Annotated in this window: 10 protein-coding genes; all 10 read right to left on the bottom strand. The window is 59.9% G+C overall.

Annotated features, from left to right (window positions below; translation table 11 throughout):
• Positions 1–5: 5 nt before the first annotated feature.
• Entirely contained in the window at positions 6–1,664 is a 1,659-nt protein-coding gene (locus tag EPD60_RS09500) for a UxaA family hydrolase (RefSeq protein WP_131449153.1), read from the bottom strand.
• The gene (locus EPD60_RS09495; RefSeq protein WP_131449151.1) at positions 1,661–3,178 is read right to left on the bottom strand and encodes a tagaturonate reductase; all 1,518 of its coding nucleotides are present in this window, start codon (positions 3,176–3,178) and stop codon (positions 1,661–1,663) included. The genes EPD60_RS09500 and EPD60_RS09495 overlap by 4 nt, the downstream gene beginning before the upstream one ends.
• 3 nt (positions 3,179–3,181) lie before the next feature.
• Complete coding sequence (gene pelA / locus EPD60_RS16965) at positions 3,182–5,185, bottom strand: pectate lyase (RefSeq protein WP_165871492.1); 2,004 nt, start codon at positions 5,183–5,185, stop codon at positions 3,182–3,184.
• On the bottom strand, positions 5,182–7,086 hold the full coding sequence (locus tag EPD60_RS09485) for a glycoside hydrolase family 88 protein (protein WP_131449149.1): 1,905 nt from the start codon (positions 7,084–7,086) through the stop codon (positions 5,182–5,184). Before EPD60_RS09485 ends, pelA begins: the two co-directional genes overlap by 4 nt.
• A 52-nt stretch (positions 7,087–7,138) precedes the next feature.
• On the bottom strand, positions 7,139–8,776 hold the full coding sequence (locus EPD60_RS09480; RefSeq protein ID WP_131449147.1) for a glycoside hydrolase family 28 protein: 1,638 nt from the start codon (positions 8,774–8,776) through the stop codon (positions 7,139–7,141).
• A gap of 322 nt (positions 8,777–9,098) precedes the next feature.
• Entirely contained in the window at positions 9,099–10,139 is a 1,041-nt protein-coding gene (locus tag EPD60_RS09475) for a Gfo/Idh/MocA family oxidoreductase (RefSeq protein ID WP_131449145.1), read from the bottom strand.
• A 53-nt stretch (positions 10,140–10,192) separates the two neighbouring features.
• A complete protein-coding gene (locus EPD60_RS09470; protein ID WP_131449143.1) occupies positions 10,193–11,806 on the bottom strand; it encodes a glycoside hydrolase family 43 protein in 1,614 nt (537 codons plus the stop codon).
• Between the two features lie 42 nt (positions 11,807–11,848).
• Positions 11,849–12,802 carry a pectinesterase family protein gene (locus EPD60_RS09465; RefSeq protein ID WP_131449141.1) on the bottom strand — a complete coding sequence of 318 codons (954 nt, stop codon included), beginning with the start codon at positions 12,800–12,802 and terminating at the stop codon, positions 11,849–11,851.
• 47 nt (positions 12,803–12,849) lie between these two features.
• Positions 12,850–19,119: a pectinesterase family protein gene (locus EPD60_RS09460; RefSeq protein WP_131449139.1), complete on the bottom strand. Its 6,270-nt coding sequence runs from the start codon at positions 19,117–19,119 to the stop codon at positions 12,850–12,852.
• Between the two features lie 23 nt (positions 19,120–19,142).
• A complete protein-coding gene (locus tag EPD60_RS09455) occupies positions 19,143–19,892 on the bottom strand; it encodes a rhamnogalacturonan acetylesterase (protein WP_131449137.1) in 750 nt (249 codons plus the stop codon).
• Between the last annotated feature and the right edge of the window lie 9 nt (positions 19,893–19,901).

Here is a 19,901-nt window from a genome sequence, read left to right as displayed (position 1 = left end):
GGTGGTTATAACGACACCCCGCGCTTCCACGGGATAAAATCGTCCTGGTTGAGTAAAACGGCCTTCGGCAGCACTTCGCCGCTTGCGGCCCGGATGCAGTATTCGAGGATATCCTCGCCCATCTGTTCGATGGTTCTTTCGCCGGCTATGACGGGACCACAGTCGATATCAATGATATCGGCCATGCGCTTTGCCAGCTTTGAATTGGTGGCTACTTTGATGGTGGGACAAACCGGGTTGCCGGTAGGCGTGCCCAGACCGGTGGTAAAGAGAATGAGCGTAGCGCCCGATGCTGCCTTGCCGGTTGTTGCTTCCACGTCGTTGCCGGGTGTGCACACGAGACTCAGGCCAGGCTTGGTTGCCGGCTCCGTATAGTCCAGTACATCCACCACCGGCGAAGTGCCGCCTTTGCGGGCCGCGCCGGCGCTCTTGATGGCATCGGTGATGAGGCCGTCTTTAATATTCCCGGGAGAAGGGTTCATGTGAAAGCCCGAACCAACTGCGGTTACGATCTCTTCGTAGCGCTTCATGAGGTGCATGAACTTGCGGGCGATGGGCTCGCTCACGGAGCGGTCTACCAGCTCCTGCTCCACGCCGCACAGCTCGGGAAATTCGGCCAGCAGCACCTTGGCACCAAGCGCCACCAGCAGGTCGGAGCAGTAACCGACAGCGGGGTTCGCGGAGATGCCGCTGAAGCCGTCAGAGCCGCCGCACTTCACCCCAACTGTGAGCTGGTCGAGCGTCGCAGGTGCGCGTTCAATCTTGTTGATCTCGATGAGCCCTTCAAAGGTCTTGCGGATCGCCTGTGCGATCATGTCTTCCTCGCTCTGCGACTGCTGCTGTTCAAATACGAACAGCGGCTTATTGAATGCGGGGTTGCGTTCTTTCAGGTCCTGCAGAAAATCATTCGTCTGCAGGTTCTGGCAGCCGAGGCTCAGCACGGTGATACCGCCTACGTTGGGATGATCGGCGTAGGCCGCGAGCAACTTACTCAGGATGGCCGCATCCTGGCGGATGCCGCCGCAACCGCCCTGGTGATTGAGAAATTTGATGCCGTCGACGTTGGGGAATACACGCGAGCCCGCAACAGACCCATCCCCCAGCCCCTTCCCAAACGGAAGGGGGGAAGCATTTGCGATATCTTCTCCCTTTTCATACGCTTCAACCAAGGCACGCGCGTATTGCTTGTACTTAGCCGTCACCGCATAACCCAGTTCATTGTGCAGGGCTTCGCGGATCACATCGAGGTTGCGGTTCTCGCAAAAAACGGTGGGGATGAACAGCCAGTAGTTGGCGGTACCCACGCGCCCGTCGGGGCGGTGGTAGCCATTCCAGGTGCGCCCCTTGAATCTGGAAACATCCGGTGCCGTCCATTCATACTTCACGCCGCGGAAGTCGTAGGGATCGGCGGCATGCCTGATGTTTTCGGTGCTCATACGCGCCCCGGCAGGAATGAAATACTGGGCCTTGCCCACCAGCACACCATACATGGTCACGGCATCACCCTGGTTCATATCCTGCAAAAAGAACTTGTGCTTGGCAGGGATATCATCCACCAGGCGATAGGTGGCGCCATTGAATTCCACCACCTCGCCCTTGGCAAGATCCTGCAGGGCTACCAGCACGTTATCATCGCGATGCACTTTCAACACACGGGCACTCATGCTACGTTCGCTTTTTTTGTCATTTGCGCTTCGAGGGTTTCACGGGCGCCCCCGTTGCAGATTTGAATCAGCTTGTTGGTCACCGCTTCGGCAAAGCCAGGCAGCTCGTGAAGCGACGCGCCCCAGTAGTCATCGCGGAGCGTCTCGCGCACCAGCGCCGCGGGCGAAAGGCCCGTCCAGCGGCGGAAGAAGGTGGCAGCCTGGTCGTCCTGGATCAGGTAGCTGGTTCCGTTCCACTCACCGTAATAGGCACCGTCCTTTAATTCGACCGCCTTCATAAAGCGGAGGTATGCAGCAAAGCCCAGGGCCATCAGCCCGGGTACCGATTGCTGCTTGCGGTAATGTTCCACCAGAACGGGCACGCAGCGGAGCTTCAGCTTGGAGCTGTAGTTCATCGTAATAGCAAGCCAGTTGTGGCGGATGAAGGGATTGGCAAAACGGTCGAGCACCTTGCGGCTGAAGTCGAGCGCCTGGCCGGCGGGTAAGGCATAAGGAATAGCAGGGGCGATCTCCTGTTGCATCAGGTCGGCGATAAAGCCCGACAGGAGCTCGTCTTCCATGGCTTCGCGCACGGTTTCAAAACCGGCGAGGTAGGCGAGACCGCAGCTCAGGGTATGCGTGCCGTTCAGCAGGCGAAGCTTCAATTCGCGGTACACGTCGATGTCGGACGTGATCACCACGCCTTCGTCGGCCTGCGCAAACGAAAGTACCGAGCGCACATGCTCGTCGCCCTCGATGGCCCAGAGGCGGTACACTTCGGAAACGGTAAGCAGTTTGTCGGTGCAGCCAAGCGCAGCTTCGATCTGCGCGGTATCATCGGCATCAGGGCGACCGGGCACAATGCGGTCAACGAGTGAATTGCAGAAACGGTTATTCGTTTCCAGCCACTCGATGAACGCATCCTCCAGCCCGTTGAGGTGGGCCAGCTCCAGCACGATGGCCTGCAGCTTGGTTCCGTTGTCGGGAATCAGCTCCGTGGGAACGATCACCATACCGCTGCTGGCGCTGCCTTCAAAGGCGCGGTAACGCTCGTAAAGAAAAGCGAGCAGCTTGCCGGGATACGACTTCGGGGGATGATGGCGGACATCATCCTGCACCAGCTCGATGCCCACCTCGGTGGTGTTGGAGATGATCACCTGCATATCAGCATTGTGCGCACACTCCAGGATTTCCTCCCATTGCTCCACGGCGCTGAGCACACGGCTGATAGAGGAATTCACCTCGAGCGCTTCCACCTTCTCACCGTTCTCCACGCCGCGGATGCAAAGCGTGTAGAGGCCGTCCTGCCGGTCAAAGTCTTTGGTGTCGCCCTGCGCAGTGGATTTTACAACTACGATGCGGCCATTGAAGATGCCCTTATGATTCGCCTTGTCGATGAAGTAATCGGGCAGGCCGCGCAGCAGCACCCCGGTTCCGAATTGCAATACTTTTTCAGGCAGTTCGAAGATCGCCTCATCCGGCACTCGGGCCACTTCACCGGCGATGTTCTTGAGGGTATATCGGGAAAGGATCATACGTTAATTAGTTTTTATCTGGTTTAGTTGTGGTTGCCATTTGTTACCGAAAAGCGCGGCGGGCGTGATATCGCCGACCCGGACGCCTTCAGGAAGATTATCACGAAACCAGGCATAGTCGCGCCCTTCGCGGTGGCAGTCGCTGTAGTACACGCGGCGCCCCCACTGCAGCACGTTGCTGGTCTTAACCTGGTAGATATCGGTATCGGCCATCTTCGAAGAAAAGCGGCAGCCGATAAGAAAGAACTGGGCATCCTTGTGGTACCGTCCAAGCTTGAAGCCATCGTAGCCATCGAAGCGGCAGTTCTTCAGCACCGTTTTGAAGTCGGCCTTGCCCGAGCCGTCGTGCCAGATGGCCGCCATACCGGTGTTGGCGAAGAACGTGCATCCCTCGGCCCAGGCCCAGCCGCGCGGGCAATAGAAGTCCACGCCGCCTTCCATGAGGCAGTCCTTGAAGTAGAACATGCCATCCTCCAGGTTCCAGGGGCTCACGGTATCGCCGGCCCAGGCACGGAAGCGGCAGTTGACGGCTTTCAGGCGCGTGGTGCGCATGCTGCGCAGCGCCATCTGGTGACCGTCTTTGGTGATCGTTCTTTTATGCGTTACTGTATCGGCAACGCAGGCCACCTCGCGCGGCTCTTTCTGGTTGAAGCCGTAGTCGTTGGCAATGGTGAGATTGGCCAGTGTGATGTCGTTGCCGTTCAGGTTGAGCGTGGCCACGCCCCAGTCGTCGGCATGGTCGCAGCGCCATTCGTCGCGGGCGATATCGAAGGTGATCACCGTCGCATCGCGGTCTTCGCCAATCAAGGCCACCTGGTGCTTGCTTAAGAAAAGCTTTTCCTTGTAAACACCTTTGGCGATCCGGATAATGCGTGGCGCATCCGCTGTATCGGGAAGGCTGTTGATGGCTTCCTGGATGGAGCGGAAATCAGCCTTGCCGGTGGCGTTCACCGTAACCACGCGGCCTTTCGCTGCTGTAGGGCCGCCTTGCTTTGCTTTCCATTCCGGGTATTCTTTTGCCAGTAGCTTCCCGGGCCATATTCCATACCAGCCATAGCCTGTGCGGCGCTCGTACTCGATCTGATCGACGCTCCATCTCTTTATGCCGTCGCGGCCGCTGAAGAAAGGGCGGTTCGTTTCGATATCGTAAAAGCGGGCCCAGATCGTAGAACTACTGTCGGGACGGAGCAGGCGATCGTATCCCTTGGGCGTATTGGCCGCAGGCACATCGGCGTAGGTGTAACCATCAATACGACTGCGGCGGAGCCACTCCACGGCGCCTTCGATGGCGGCGCGCACTTCCGCTGATGGCCGGTCGATCTTCATCAGGAATTCAACGATGTGCACGCTTTCTGCTCCGGAGAGCGACACCAGCTCAAAGGCACGCGCCTTCACCGGGGCGAAATTATTTTTATCATGCTGGGCGCACCAGGCAGTGAGCTTGCCATTGACGCGAATCTGCGTTTTCAGGATGCAGGAAACACCGAGGTCGATCGCTTTCTGCGCGGGCTTTGCCAGGCGGGCGTTCAGCACATCAAAGCCGTTCGCCTTATGCGCCACATCCCACAGCACTTCCAGCGCATTCACCATTGCGTCGTCGTTGTAGGTGATCTGCTTGCGGTAGCCGCTGGTATCGGGCCAGAACTGCGGGAAGCCGCCATTGGCATACTGCATCGCCAGCAGGTAACGAACGCCATCCTCGGCGGCGCGCAGGTAGGCCGCGTTGCCCGATTTGTGATAGGCGTCCACCAGGTAGCGGATCTCTTTCGTGGTTGCTCGGTTGTCGATGGTCGCATCGTTGCGCCCTTTGTCGTCAACCAGCCCGGCGCGCTCGGTCTCGCTCACCGGCTTGTTGTAATCGATCTTCACCTCGCCGATATGCTTGGGCCAGCCGCCCACGGAGCGCTGGTACAACAGCATGTTATCGGCAACCGGGTCCTGCGCGCGGAGCAGCGCGGCAGAAAGCAGGAAACCCGCCAGCAGGATATGTCTGCCGCGGGTACTCATTTTTTCACTCCTTTTGCCAGCCACTGCGCCAGGTCGCGGGCAGCGGTAAAATTATCAAAGGTGGGCGGCAGCTTGCGGCCATCCACGTATTCGTTGTACAGCCAGGGATCGCCCAGGGCCAGCACGCGGCCCTTGCCGTAGTTGGCAACAGCCATCACCACTTTACCTTCCTTGGTCAGCACCGGTTGTGCAGGTGCCTCCAGGCCGAGCGTGGCCAGCTCCTTGATGTAGAGGCGGCGTGCATCCGGGAAAACCGGGTTGCCTTTACCCACGCTCACGAGCCCTTGCTCAAACTGGTTGCCCTGCACCATATTCATATGGTCTTCGTTGAAACGGATGCCGAACTTGGAGGACAGGGCATTAAAGCGCGTAAGCTCGCAGTTGCCGGCGTCATTGGCCAGCAGCACCAGGGTGCCGCCCGCTTTTACCCATTCGGCAATAGCCGTAGCATCGGTCTCATTCATAAAGGCCGGGTGCTCGGTTTCCTTCTCGGTATCCGGATCCACGATCACGTATACGCTGGCGTCTTTCAGCGCGGCAGCGTCGGGTGCCTTATCCAGCGAAGCAAGCCGGAAGCCCACGTTTCGGAACTGCTCACCGAGCGTCGAAAAGCCGCTGTTGGCGCGGTCTTCCCAGGTATAGTGAAAACGCACCTGCTGTCCGGCGGCGCCTTTTTTCCATTCGTTGTTGTAATAGCGGTCCAGCAGAACGGTCTTCCCGGCAGCAGGGCGCGGCTGCTCCATCAGCGCCATTTCGTTGGCTGCGTTGATGAAGGCACCCATGCCTTTCGGATCGTTCACGACCACCGGCTCACTCATATAATAAGCAAAAGAGCCGTCACGGTAAGGCTTGCCGCCGAGGCCCGATACCGATACGGTGCCGTGCAGGTTCACCTGGCCGTTTTCCGCTTTGATGAATTGCTTTTCAATACCGGCATAGCCTCTTTTCGCAGCTACGGAATAACGTGCGGGAAGGTAGCCAAGACGCACGCCTTTGGCGAGCGTATATACAAGCATCGATGACGCCGAGGCTTCGAGGTAATTCTTCGGCTCCCGCGGCATGTTGGAAATATCGTACCAAACGCCGGTCTTATCATCCTGCACTTTCACGATCGCATCTGCAAAGCGGTTGAGGATGCCGGTGATGGTGGCACGACCGGGATGATTTTCGGGGAAGAATTCCAGCACGTCCACGAGCGCCATGCCGTACCAACCGAGTGCGCGTCCCCACACATGGGGCGAAAGGCCGGTCTTCTTATCGGCCCACTGCTGTTCGCGGCTTGCATCCCAGCCATGATAAAGCAGGCCGGTTTTGGGGTCGCGCGCATGCTGCTCAATGAGGGCAAACTGGCGGGCAATGTCGTTGAAGGCCGTATCCTCGCCATACATCTGTGCTACCGCGGCGTAAAAGGGCTGTCCCATATAGAGGCCATCGAGCCAAACCTGGTTGGGATATACACCTTTGTGCCAGAAGGAACCCTCCGGAGTGCGGGGATGCGTGCGCAGTTGCGTGCGCAACTGCTCGATCGCCTTCCTGTATTTCTCCTGCCCGGTAACCTGCCAGAGCGACACCAGCAGCTTGCCGTTATTGAGGTGATCGATATTGTATTCGTCGGGCTTGTACCCGCGGATGATGCCGTCGGGCTGCAGGTAGAAGTCCATGCTCTGCTGCAGGTACTTGAACCATTTGCCATCGCCGGTACGCTTCCAGAGGCCCTCGATGCCTTGGAGCACCACGCCCTGGTCGTAGCGCCATTTGGCTGTCTTGTCGCCGGCAAGGACAAAGGAATCAGGCCACAGCTTCATGGCCGTGGTGGCAAGACCTTCGGCCTTGGCAGCAGGCTGCGCCTTCGCAACACCTCCGCAAAGCAGCAACAATGCTATCGTTCCCTTTCTGATCATGCTTAATGCTCTTTTTGGGTTGCCGGCGCTGCCGCCGGAATTGCAATCGCTATTAGTTCCAGGTGACCGCGCCGGGGCGGGCACCGTAGGAAAGTTCAATGTCTTGGGTGGCGGCAGCTTTGTCGGTGCTGCGCACCGTGATGCCCGTGCTCTTTTCACCGGAGACGTTGAGCAGGAGATCGGCCTTCCCGTAACGGATCTTTTCCAGCGTCACGTTCCGGCTGTTATGGATGTTGAGCACGGGATTTACTTCCTTCGTCACCAGCTGCACGTTGCGGATCGTAATGCCGGTGCCCTCGGTCATATCAAGGCCCTTTTGTGCGGCGATCACCATGTCTTCCAACACGATGTCACGGATATTCATTTCGGGAAGACCGCGCACGAAGATGGCTTTCTCGGCGCCGTTGCACACCACGCCCGAGATGCGGATGTTGCGGAACTGCGGTGTGGCCTCGGTTACGGGGAGCAACTCCACTTTGGGCGGCTCGCGCTTTTCACCGGCAAGCGGCACCGGATCAACGGCTGCATAATACATGTCGAAGAGGATAGCCTCCCCGGCAATGTCCTTCATAGTGGTGTTGCGCACGAAGATATGCTCCACGATGCCGCCGCGGCCGCGGGTGGTTTTGAAACGCAGGCCGATGTCGGTACCGATGAAGGTATTGTTGTCGACCCAGATGTTACGGGCGCCGCCGCTCATCTCGGAGCCGATCACGAAGCCGCCGTGGGCATGGTAGACCGTATTATTACGGACCACCAGGTTTTCCGTGGGCATGCCGCGCTTGCGGCCGGCTTCGTCGCGGCCCGACTTGATGCAGATGCCGTCGTCGCCGACGTCGAAGGTGCTGTTCTCGATGAGCACGTTTTTGCAGCTTTCCACGTCGATGCCGTCGCCGTTCTGCGCATACCAGGGATTCTTGGCATACACACCGCGCACCACCAGGTTTTCGCACATCAGCGGGTGGAGGTTCCAGGCCGGCGAGTTCTGGAAGGTAACGCCCTGGAGCAGCACATTCCTGCAGGAGGTGAACACCAGCAGGTTAGGACGGAGAAAGTCCTTGATGGACTGGTAGTATTCCGGTGTTTTGGAGGATTCGATGACACCGGGGTTTTTCAAGGAGGCCCCCGTCTTGCTTTTTTCGGAGGGGTACCAGGTCTTTTTATCATCGCTGAGTACGCCGCCCGAAGCAACGAGCCGCTTCCATTGCGTTTCAGTGAGTTTGTCTTTCTTCACCATGCGCCAGGCATCGCCATTGCCGTCGATGATACCAAATCCCGTTACGGCGATATTGGTTGCCTTTTCGGCGGAGAGGGGCGACTGGTTGCGCATCTGCGGCAAGCCTTCCCAGTTGCCCGCAACGAGCGGGTATTGGGTGAAGTCATCGGTAAACTGCAGCAGGGCGCCTTTTGCGAGGTGGAGATTTACGCCGCTTTTCAAAACTACCGGCCCCGTGAGCCAGAAGCCCGCGGGCACCAGCACCACACCGCCACCCTTTTTGCTGCACGCGTCGATGGCGCCATTGATGGCGCCTGTGTTCAGGAATTGCCCATCGGCGCGGGCGCCGAATCTGAGGATTGAAAGCGTGTCTTTCCGGAACACAGGATCTTTCACCACTACCGGCACCGGCCATTTCTGGGCGGGCAGGGAAGTGGCGCAAAGCAGGCCGGCGATCAAGAATATATTTTTCATAAACTGATTGAGGAATAAAAAGGCAGTATAGGGACCTATTCCGCCGGTAAAACGATTGCTTGCAACATATGACCCAGACCCTTAAATGGTGATGGGATCACACAACAAGTCTAAACGAATCCTGACTCTTCGCAAGCGGATACAGGACCTTTTTTTACGCAATCGTTACCGAAAACGTTTCCGTAAACCCGTTCGCGGCAAATGCAGCATTCTCCGGCACTTCCGGCGATCGCGGCGCGCTTCGGGCGGAGCATCGGGGCCCCTCGCCCTGCTAGTCGGAATCCCTTAGAAAGAGGATTGATTAATGGCAAAACGCCGGCATTCAGAAAGGCAGCACGCGTCCTTCCGCAGCACTCCGGAAAGCGGTCTCGATAACCCGGATCACCTGCAGCCCTTCGCTGCATGTTACCGGCGCCGGGGCACCGTTGCGGATGGCAGCTGCAACGCCATTGAAATAGGCACGGTAATCACCGGGAGGCGCAGCCACTGTGCGACGCCCTGCACTGTCGTCGTGCTCACTGTGCAAAAGGCCGGCGGTCGCGGGATCCTCGGCACCCCAGCCTTCGCCGGGAATTTCACCGGCCTGCAACCTCGCTTCCTGCACATCGCCGCGGGGCTTCAGAAAGCTACCGGCAGTGCCGTAGAGCTGGAAAGACGGCGGTGCCTCGCGCACGAAGTAGCTCGCATGCAGGCGTACGCGCAGCCGCGGGTAATACAGCAACAACTCGAAGTAATCATCCACCTCCGAACCCGGGCGCAGGCAACGGATATCGGCGAATACGGAATAAGGTGTCCCGAAAAGATGCAGGGCGGAGTCGATCAGGTGGGAACCCAGGTCGTAAAGCACGCCCGCGCCCGGGCCGGGCTTTTCCTTGTGCAGCTTCGGGCTGAGTTCCGCTTTGAAACGATCAAAATGAAGGGCAGCCTCAACGATCTCGCCCAGCGCACCGGAGCCGATCACCTCCTTCACGCTCAGCAGGTCGCTATCCCAGCGCCGGTTGTGATACACCGACAACAGGAGGCCGCGCTCCCCGGCGATCCGGCACAGCTCCTCCCCTTCCGCCACGGTGGTGACAAAAGGCTTTTCCACCACCACGTGCTTGCCTGCTTCGAGGGCGCGCTTCGTGTATTCGTAGTGCGTATAGTTGGGCGTGTTGACCACCACCAGCTCAATGGAATCATCGGCAAGCAGCTGGTCGAGCGTGTCGAAGGAGGTGGCTCCGGGATAGCGCGTCGCGATCTCCTTACGGCTTCGCTCCCAGGCGCCCGCTAATTGAAATGCAGGGAGCAGGTGCAGGAAAGGAGCGTGAAATACTTTCCCTGACATGCCAAAGGATAAGAGGGCGGCTCGAATGGGTTTCATGGAGAAGGGTTCTGGGGTTCTAAGGTTCTGGGGTTCTGAGGTTTGTTGCAAAGCTAGTAAGACGACAGGCGAAACCAGTCGAAGGCGGCATTGCCGGAATCGTTGGTGGTACCGGTGCGGGTACAGAAGATACCCAGCCGGGCGCCTTTCCAGCGGCCGGGCTGCGCGGTAAAATCCACCGGCCATTCGGTAAACGACTGCCCGTCGGTGCTCCAGCTGAAGCGGCAGCGGGCACCGGCACCGACGCGCACCCGTAGATATACGGTGGCGGGAACAGTGGCGGCCAGCACGGTTTCCTGCTCGCCCCCGCCTTTACCGGCGTCGGGTGCCTGGAAGCCGACCAGCTCGTAGCCGCTCCTGGTATTGCGGATCGCGATGCCGGCGCTCGCGAGGCCAAGCACTCCGAGCCCGGCACGCTCCGACAGTTTCGGATTTGCGTTCAGGGTGAGCTTCGTGGTTGCGGTAAAAGTCTCCGCCGGGAATTTCTGCTGCAGCACATTGGGATAATCCCAGACGCTGCGGGCGCTGGCCGCAAAAGCGGAAAAGAGCCGGAGCACCCCGCCCGACGGGTCGGGAAAGGCAAAGGTGCCTGCAGGGTTGGCCATCCACTGCCACTGCGCTCCAAGGGTAGCGCTGTTAAACTCGTCGCTTTCCGGGGGCGTAGCCCGGGTACCGCCCGCGAGGGTTTCGGGCTTGCGGTAGTGCAGCACGGGCTGACCCTTGCCATCGCCGTCGGGATCTACGCCGATCACCGGCCAGCCCCCTTTCCAGCGCATCGGCTGCAGGTGCAGCACGCGACCATAGGCTTCCTTGTCCTGGAAGTGCAGGAACCAGTCCTCCCCTTGCGCGGTGCGCACCCAGGCTCCCTGGTGCGGGCCGTTCACCGGGGTAGGGCCCTGGTCCATCACCACCCTGCGCTCGTAAGGCCCGTAGATACTTTTCGACCGGAGCACCAGCTGCCAGCCGGTAGACACGCCGCCGGCCGGAGCGAAAATGTAATACCACCCCCCGTATTTATACAGCTTCGGGCCTTCGATGGTGGGATCATCCCGGTGCCCATCGTACACCAGCACACCATTATCGAGGGTGCGGGTGCCGTCGGCGCTGAGCTTCCTGACCGCAAGCACACTTTTAATGCCGGCACGGCTGCCGGCAAAGGCATGAACCAGGAAGGCCTTACCGTCGTCGTCCCACAGCGGGCAGGGATCGATAAGCCCTTTGCCGGCCGCCACCAGCAGGGGTGCGCTCCAGGGACCTTCTGCTTTTTTCGCTTTGAGGAGGTAGATACCGAAATCCGGGTCGGGATAATAGAGATAGAATTCACCCCCGTGATAGCGGAGCGAAGGCGCCCACACGCCGCCGCCGTGGCGCGGCACCGAGAAGTGTGCATCGGGCTGCAGCCGGGGAAGCGCGTGCCCCACCAGCTCCCAGTTCACCAGGTCTTTCGAGTGCAGGATCGGCAGGCCCGGCGCATCTTCAAAAGAAGAGGCCGTCAGGTAATAATCGTTGCCCACCCGTATGGCGTCGGGGTCCGAATAGTCGGCATGCAGCACCGGGTTTTTGTAGGTGCCGTCACCCTGGTCGGAAATCCAGGTCTTTGACAATCCCTGCGCCGCGGCGCCGGACAGTAGTAATACGGAAAAAGACAATCCAAGCAGTTTCTTCATCGCCGGCGCATTACCCGTTATTCATTATTCGATATTCGATATTCATTCCGGATTCCAGTCACCCAGGATATTCTTCACGGTAAATCGGGCTGCTTCATCCGCACTGAGCTGGCGTGCCCACTTCACCCGCGCAGCCGGGTTGGCACCCGGCCCGGTGCTTTCAAATTCGGCATAACGCGCCGTCGCCTCGTTGGCGGGGTTTTTCCAGTTGTTCCAGCCTTCGGGAACAATATGGCTTCCCATCCAGCAACGCAGGTAGGTAACCGATGCGGTAGGCGACCAGGGCCGCCCGAGCGACACCTTGTTCACATTGCTGTCGGCGGTAAGGCGACAGTCGAAGAACACGAAACCAAAAGGGATGATGCTGTTGGTGGAAGCCGCGGTGACATGCGAGTTCTTCTTGCTGTGGATATGACAATTGCGAAACACGGCCGTGGCGGCGCCGAAGATAAAGTCCGTGGTGCCCTCGATATAGCAGTCGCGGAAGTAATGCTTCACGCCTGATCCGCTCAGGAACAGCACGTCCTGGAAACCGGTCATCCGGCAGTTGCGGAAGGCCGCGCGGTTGCCTTCCACGCGCAGGGCCACAGCCTGGCCGGCGGTGAACCCGGCATCGTTGCGGAAGGTGATGTTCTCGGCACTGAAGTCGTTGCCGTAAACGAATGCCGTGGCGCAGGTCCAGGTGTTGAGCGTATCACCATTGGGCAGCCGTGTGCCGGCGTGGTTGTTGAACGTGATGATGGTGTTCGCCGCATCGTCGCCTGCAAGCCGGACGAAGTTCTTGGTGGCGTCCACGATGATCACCTCTTTGTATTCGCCTTTCTTCACGCGGATCGTAAGCGGCTTGCTGTTGCCTTCGGGCACCGCGTTGAGCGCGGCCTGAACGGTGCGGAAGTCGCCGCTGCCATCGGCGGCGACGGTCCATCCCTTTTGCTTTTTCTGGCCTGCGGCGGCAAGCGTCAGCAGCAGGAAGGCGAATGAAAAGATCTGTTTCATAAGGTTTCAAAATAAAGATGCCGGTGTTACCCGGCATCCTGAAGTATTTACTCTTTAACAAACCGGCGCGTTACCCGCTCCTCGCCATTGTCATACACGGCCAGGTAGACACCCTGGGCCATCGTATTGATGTCGATCGGCGTCTCTACAGCGCCGGGCACTGCGCGCAGTGTACGGAGCCGCTCGCCGCCGATGCTGAAGATCGTAATGGTGGCTGCTTTCGTCGTCACCGGGTGGCTGAACCACACCTTGTTGAAGGCCGGTACCGGGTACACACTGTAATCGCCCGTAGCCTCGGTAGTGGTGATGCCGATCACATCCACATAGGCGCGGTTGGCAACCCCGTTGCTCTGGTGAATGATGGTATAGCCATGCGTGCCGGTAGTGCCCGCATTGAGGCGCACCCACACCGCCTGGTTCACCGTGCCCGCGTTGGGGGTAACGGTAACCGGAACAAAAGACCAGGTCTTACCGGAGTCGAGCGACACCTGGTAACCGGCGGCAGGCGTGATATTGATCGGGCCGAGCAGGCCGGCGCCGTTGAGCACGTAGCTCTGCGGATTCGAGGGCGAGCCGAGGATCTGGCGGAAGGGCTGCAGTTGCGGCACCGATACCAGGAAGGACGGCGGCACTACGGCAACACCGGTGATGTTCACGTTGCGGCTTGCGGCGCCGGTGCTTGCGTTCACGATCGGGCCATTGTAGTTACCGGCGGCGGTCGCGTTCAGGCGAACCGAAACCGTCGTGGCAGCCACAACACCAGCGGCGGGCGCCAGGGTCAGCGGGGCGCTGCTCCAGGTGATGCCGTCGAGCGACAGCTGGTAGCCGGCGGGTGCGGTGATGGTCAGGTCGGCGGTCAGGTTCTGACCCGAAACCGTGTACGACTGCACACCGGAAGGCGCGCCGATCGTTTGCGAGAACTGCGACAGCGTAGCGCTCGACACCGTGATGGTGGGCGGCAGGATCGCGGTGCCGGTTACCGGAACATTCACGGCCGCAAAGCCGGTGCCGGTATGGAGGATATTACCGCCATAGGTGCCGGTAGTAGTGGCCGCCATGCGTACGTGGATCGTGGTGGCAGCGAGCGTGCCAGAGGCGGGCACCGGGATCTGGATCGGTGTAGTATTGGTGACCCAGGTGGTGCCGTTCAGCGAGATCTCGTAACCGACGGGAGGCGTAATGGTTACGTTGGCGCCAACCAGGTTGCTGCCCGAAACGGTGTATGTCTGCTCCGGCTGCGCTACCCCGATGGTCTGCGTGAAAGGAGTGAAGCTGGCCGTTGCGTTGAGCACGGGAGCCGGCACGACCGTACCGGTAACCGGCACGAGTACGCTGGTGGCGCCGGTGCTGGCATGTACCACGTCGCCGCCAAAGGTACCGGCCGCGCCGGCGTTGAGGCGAATGCTGATCGTGGTAGTGGCCAGGGTTCCGGCTGCCGGCGTGAGTACAAGCGGGCTGCTGCTGGTGAACCAGTTGGTGCCGTCGGCAGATACTTCGTATCCTGCGGGCGGTGCCACGGTCACGTTTGCCGAAAGCGCGCTTCCGGAAAGCGTGTAGGTCTGAACAGCGGAAGGCGTGCCCACCGTTTGTGTAAACGGAGCCAGCGTGCCTGCCTGAATCAGCGTCGGGGTGCCGGAAGTGATGCCATTCACCGGTAGGTTCAGCGCGGCAGTGCCGGAGCTATGTACGATGTTGCCGCCATAGGTGCCCGAAGCCGGAGCAAAAAGGCGAACGGTGATGACGATGGGCGCAACGCTGGTGCCTACCGGTGTGATCAGGAGCGGGGAGCTGCTGTTGAACCAGGTAGTTCCGCCATCGCCCGAAACCTCGTAGTTGGCGGGAGGCGTCACCGTGAGGTTACCCACCAGGTTGAAGGCGCTCAGCGTATAGGTCTGCGTAGCAGAGGGCGAGCCCAGGGTCTGCGAGAAGGTAGCGAGCGTGGCCGGCACGGCAACGATCGTCGGGATCGCAGCGGTAGTACCGGTTACGGTCACATCTTTGTTGGTGCCCGAGGCCACCATGTTCTTGATCACACCAGAGTAGGTGCCTGTGGCGCTGGCGTTGAGGCGCACCTGGATGGTAGTTGAAGCAACCACACCGCCAACGGGGTTGAGGATGATTGGCGTGGTGCTGTTATTCCAGGTGGTGCCGTTGAGCGACACTTCATAATTGGCCGGCGGTACAACCAGAATGGGGCTGACGAGGTCGGTACTCGAAACGGTATATGACTGCGAAGCCGACGGAATACCCAGGTTCTGCGAGAAGGCCGGCAGCGTGGCAGGGTTCACGGTGATCGTCGGCGGCGGGATCGTGGCGTCGATGCGGGCACCCTTTACCATTACATCTTTCAGCAGCGCATAGCGGCCGGTTGACGAAGAGCTGCAACTGAAATAGATGCGGAATGTAAGTGAGTCGCCGCGCTTGATGCTAACACCCGTGCTGCCGTTGAAGGCAAGACGGTACACATCGGTGGGACCCGTGTTCTGCTGGTTGAGCACAATAAAGTTGGTAAAGCCACCCGGCGTGGTGCTCACGTCGGTCGAGTCGGCGGTAGAAAAGCCGGTCTTCGACCAGACCACACCGAGGCGGGTACTGCTGGTGGAGTTATAGAACGCCGCGCTCAGAATCAGCGAGTCAATCTGCAGCGAGTCAACGGCCGGGTTGGCGCCTTTGATCACGAACTGCTCGTAGATCGTGCGGTTGAGCGAGCCACCGGGGCCGCCGGCGGAACTGGACCACAGGCCTTCGCCGAGGGTGGCGGTGAGCGGCGCCAGTGCTTGGCCGCGCTGGGGCGAATAAGGCGGAACGGTGGCTACGGTCGTACCGTTGGAAACCGTCATGCGGTTGAAGCGCGTGGTGCTCGGGGCCACACCGGGAGCGCGGGCGCCGACACTGTCGATGTTGTTGGCTGTCATCGGCCACCACTGCAGGATGCGCTCTGTTACGGGCGCGATGATGGCCGTGCTGCCGGTCACCGGCATGTTCACCGACGTGGCGCCGGCCGAGCTCAGCACGATATTGCCGCCCCAGGTGCCGATCGAAGGCGAGTTGAGACGCACACTGATCGGGGTGGCGGCAACGGAGCCTGCAGCCTGGGTAAGCACCAGCGGGTTGCTGCTGGTAAACCAGTTAGCGCCGTCGGTCGACACCTCGTAGTTAGCCGGGGGCGTCACAGTAACATCATCGGTGAGGTTGGTACCGGAAGCCGTAAAGGTCTGGCTCGGCGAAGGCGTGCCGATATTTTGCGTGAAGGCATTCAGCGTACCTGCCGTTACGATCGTCTGGAGATTGGAGATCGAAATGGTATCGGTCGTGTGTGAAGCCATACCCGCGCGCGAAGCCACAAGGTAATAATAGTATACGGTGCCCGAGGTAGGAAGCGCCTCGGTGTAGTTGAAGTTGTAAGCCGTATCGTTGACGCTGGTCACCGAGCTCAGAAGGCTGTAGCCGCTGTTGCGCGACGTGGAGCGATACAGGTCATAGGTGATGCCCATCATGTTCCAGCTGATATTCCAGTCAACCGAAGCATTGAGGCTGCCCTTGGTACCGCGGAAGTTCGACACGGCGATGGGCGACTGCTGGAGGGTGCAGATATTGGCTGCTACGGCGCAGGGATCCCAGCTGCCGAACAGGTTGGCATTGGTATAGTTGGCTGCCTGCGCAGCGGTAAGCGCGGTGGCCCAGGCAACGCGGCCCGATGTGTTCACCGGCGCACCCTGGAAGTCTTTGCTGCCAAATTCACCATAGTCGATGCCTGCCGTGTTGGTGGTAGCATCCCAGGTGGTCCAGCCGTCGGGGCTGATGGTATAACCCATCGTGGTGTTGAGGAAGGTCGTTCGGTTGTTGAGGATGACCGGCGATGCGGTGGTTGTATTCTGCCAGGGGCGGCCCAGGTAATACGTGGTAGCACCTGTGTTGTTGGCGATGATGCTGTTGCGGAACACGAGGCCATAGTTCTGGCCCGTGGGCGTGTTGGCAGCCGTGATGAATGAGTTGCCGGCGGCGGTGCGGGCCTTGGGATAGATCACGCAGTTGTCGAATACAGCGATCGCCGATCCGAAGATGAAATCGATATTGCCATCGATATAGCACTGGCTCAGGTAAACGCGCGGCGTACCGCTGCCCTTGCCGTAAAAGGTATCCTGGTTGCCGAGGAAGCGGCAGTTCTTGAATACAGCGCGGTCGTTGTTGACCAGCACGGCCACGGCCTGCGATCCGTCGCCATAAGTATTGGCGAAGGTGATGTTCATCGCCGCAAAATCCGGAGCATTGATCGTAACGCTCGCCGAGCCCGAGGTACCAAGCGTTGTAGCCGGATCATCATAATAAATGATGGTATTGGCCACACTCTCTCCTACCAGCTGGATAAAAGGCTTGGTGGAGGGGATGACGATCTTCTCACGGTATTTGCCGTCTTTGATATAGATCACCCAGGGCGTGGTGCGACCCGTTGCAACGGCGTCAATGGCTGCCTGAACGGTGGTGTAGTTACCCGTGCCGTCCTTGGCCACCGTGGCGTTTACGCCGGCCGGTGCCGTGGTGGCGATGCCGCTCACGGGGATCGTTTGCGTGATGGAAGAAGTAGTGTTGGTGATGACACCCGAATAGCTGCCGGCGCTGGCGGCATTCATCCGCACATATACGCTGCTGCTGCTCAGGTTGCCGCCGCTTACCGGGATGGTGGCCGTGCCTGCCCAGGTAGTGCCGTTGGCCGACACTTCGAAGTTGGCGGGCGCTGTCACGGTAACGTCGGTAGTGAGGTTGGAGCCGCTGAGGCTGTAAGCGCGGGAAGCAGAAGCGGCCGCGGGTGTGCTGATCGTCTGCGAGAAGCCCGAGAGGTTGCCGCTCACCGAAAACTGCGGCGTCGTGGTGATGCCGTTGAGGTAGTTCTCCAGGTTGGTGTAACCGTTGGCAGCGATGCCCTCGCGGTCGGCGGCGTCGTTAGGGTTGAGGCTGTTGGCCGTCTCGTAGCTGTCGGGCATGCCGTCGTTGTCCGTATCCACGGGTGCAGTGCCGCCAACAAGCGTCGGCCAGGCGCTCTGCGAAGTGGCGAAGGGCGTCAGGCGCGGGTAGCCGCCCTGAACGTCGATGATGCGGCCGGTGCGGTTCATCACATCGTTTACGATGCGCTGGTCGAGCGAATCGCGGATAGGCAGGGTAGCGCCGGCCTGCTGCAGCACGAGGCTGTAGGCCGCCGCTGCATCCTGCGCTGCGAGCGTGCTGATGCTGAAGGGCGTCGTTGCCTTTGCCAGCGCCGTATCGGCGGCGCTGCCGCCGTCCATCGTCACGCCGCGCCAGTTGTTGGCGGTGTTGGTGGCCGAGCCGTCCACGTAGTTGCCCGCCAGGTAATACTTACCATAGGGGATCGCGGGGCTGCTGGTTTGCTTGTACGGGTTCGCCACGCGGAAACGCACACCGCTGTTGGTGGAAGGACCGTATTTGTAGTAGTTGCCGATGATATTGTAGTTGCCGCCTTCGCCGCCGTAAACGTTGTTGATGCCCCAGTTGTAGAGCACGTTGTTGACGAACTCGACGTTCTCGAGTCCGGCGGCGCTGTTGCCCAGGTTGCGCGTGCCGTCGAAGCGCGGCGTGCGGCTGTAGCAATGCGCAAAGAGGTTGTGGTGGATGGACACCTTGCGGCCGCCCATGATGCCGCCGTAGCCGTGGCTTTCCACGCCCGAGCCTTCGTTGTGATACGACAGGTTTAGGGGCTCCGATACGATATTCCACTGGAGCGTGGTGCTGTCGCCGCTGTATACCGACAGGGCCTCGTCGTTCGACCAGCTCACCGAGCAATGATCGATCAGGAGGTTCTTATAGCCGTTGCCATTGGTGCCGAGCGCGTCGTCGTTGCCGTTCACCGCCGCCTGGTTTTTATCGCCAAGGCGGAAGCGCATGTAACGGATGATGACGTTATTGCCACTGATGATCACCGGGTGGTCGGCGATGCAGATGCCGGCGCCGGGCGCGGTCTGCCCCGCGATCGTGGTATTCTGTTTAACGGAGAGGGGGCCGGCGAGGCGGATGGTGCCGCTTACGCGGAATACGATGGTGCGGCTGCTAACATTCTGTGCCAATGCATGCCGCAGGCTTCCAACCGCGGGATTGCTCACATCGTCGGCGAGCGTCGTAACGGCGTAAACCGTGGTCGGCGTCGCCGCCGTACCGCGGCCGCCGGTAGCGAAGCGGCCCGCGCCTTCGGCTCCCGGGAAGGCCACCAGCTGCGCGTCGGCCGATAGGCCCGCAAGCAGCAGGAGCACCAGGAATGCGGTTACCCTTGTGCGGAAAAATGAAGGGAGTGTAGCATTGTATTGCATAGATGCAGGTTGTGCGTGATGAATCATTTTTGAATGGGTTTGCGGATGTGCGCGGCCAGCTCAAGATTGAGGTCGCGTACACCCTGCAGGATGATCTGGGCCACCTTGCGGGCGCCCAGCTCATTGAAGTGGGTATTGTCGTTCTTTCCGTCGGGGTAATTGGGATGCTCGCCCTTCTCCAGCTGGAGGAAGAGCAGCTTCGAATACTCGGGGCCGAATTGCTGGTAGAGCGCCTTGGTCTTTTCGTCCGCATCGATGAAGGCGATGCCTTGCTCCTGCGCAATGCGGCGCACCAGCGGGGCATACTCCTCGTGCGTTTCCACCGCGTTGCCATCATTGTCGAACTTGCGGCGCGACACGGGCGTCAGCAGCACCGGCACCGCTTTTTTGGCGCGGGTTTCGGCAATGAAGCGCAGGATGTTGGCGGTGTATTGCTCCGGCGTGGTGTAACGGTCGGTCTTTTCTTTGGACTCGTCGTTGTGTCCAAACTGTATAAAGACATAGTCTCCCGCCTGCAGGTTGTCGGCCACCGGCTGCCACAGCCCTTCAGAGATGAAGGTCCTTGTGCTGCGCCCGTTCTTGGCGCGGTTGTCTACTTCAACGGTTGAATCGAAGAAGTTGGCAAAGGGCATGCCCCAGCCCGTTTCGGGATAGGCGCGCACTTCCTTATTGGCGCAGGTGGAGTCGCCCACCAGGTACACCTTGGTGCGGCGCGGGGGATGCGCAAAGGCCAGCAGGGCCAGGCAAAGTATCGCAGTCAGCCGGAGTTTCATAAGCAATCT

Source organism: Flaviaestuariibacter flavus, assembly GCF_004337505.1.
Taxonomy (GTDB): Bacteria; Bacteroidota; Bacteroidia; order Chitinophagales; family Chitinophagaceae; genus Flavisolibacter; species Flavisolibacter flavus.
The sequence above is the reverse complement of the archived record's forward strand: the minus strand, read 5'-3'. Positions and strand labels throughout refer to the sequence as shown.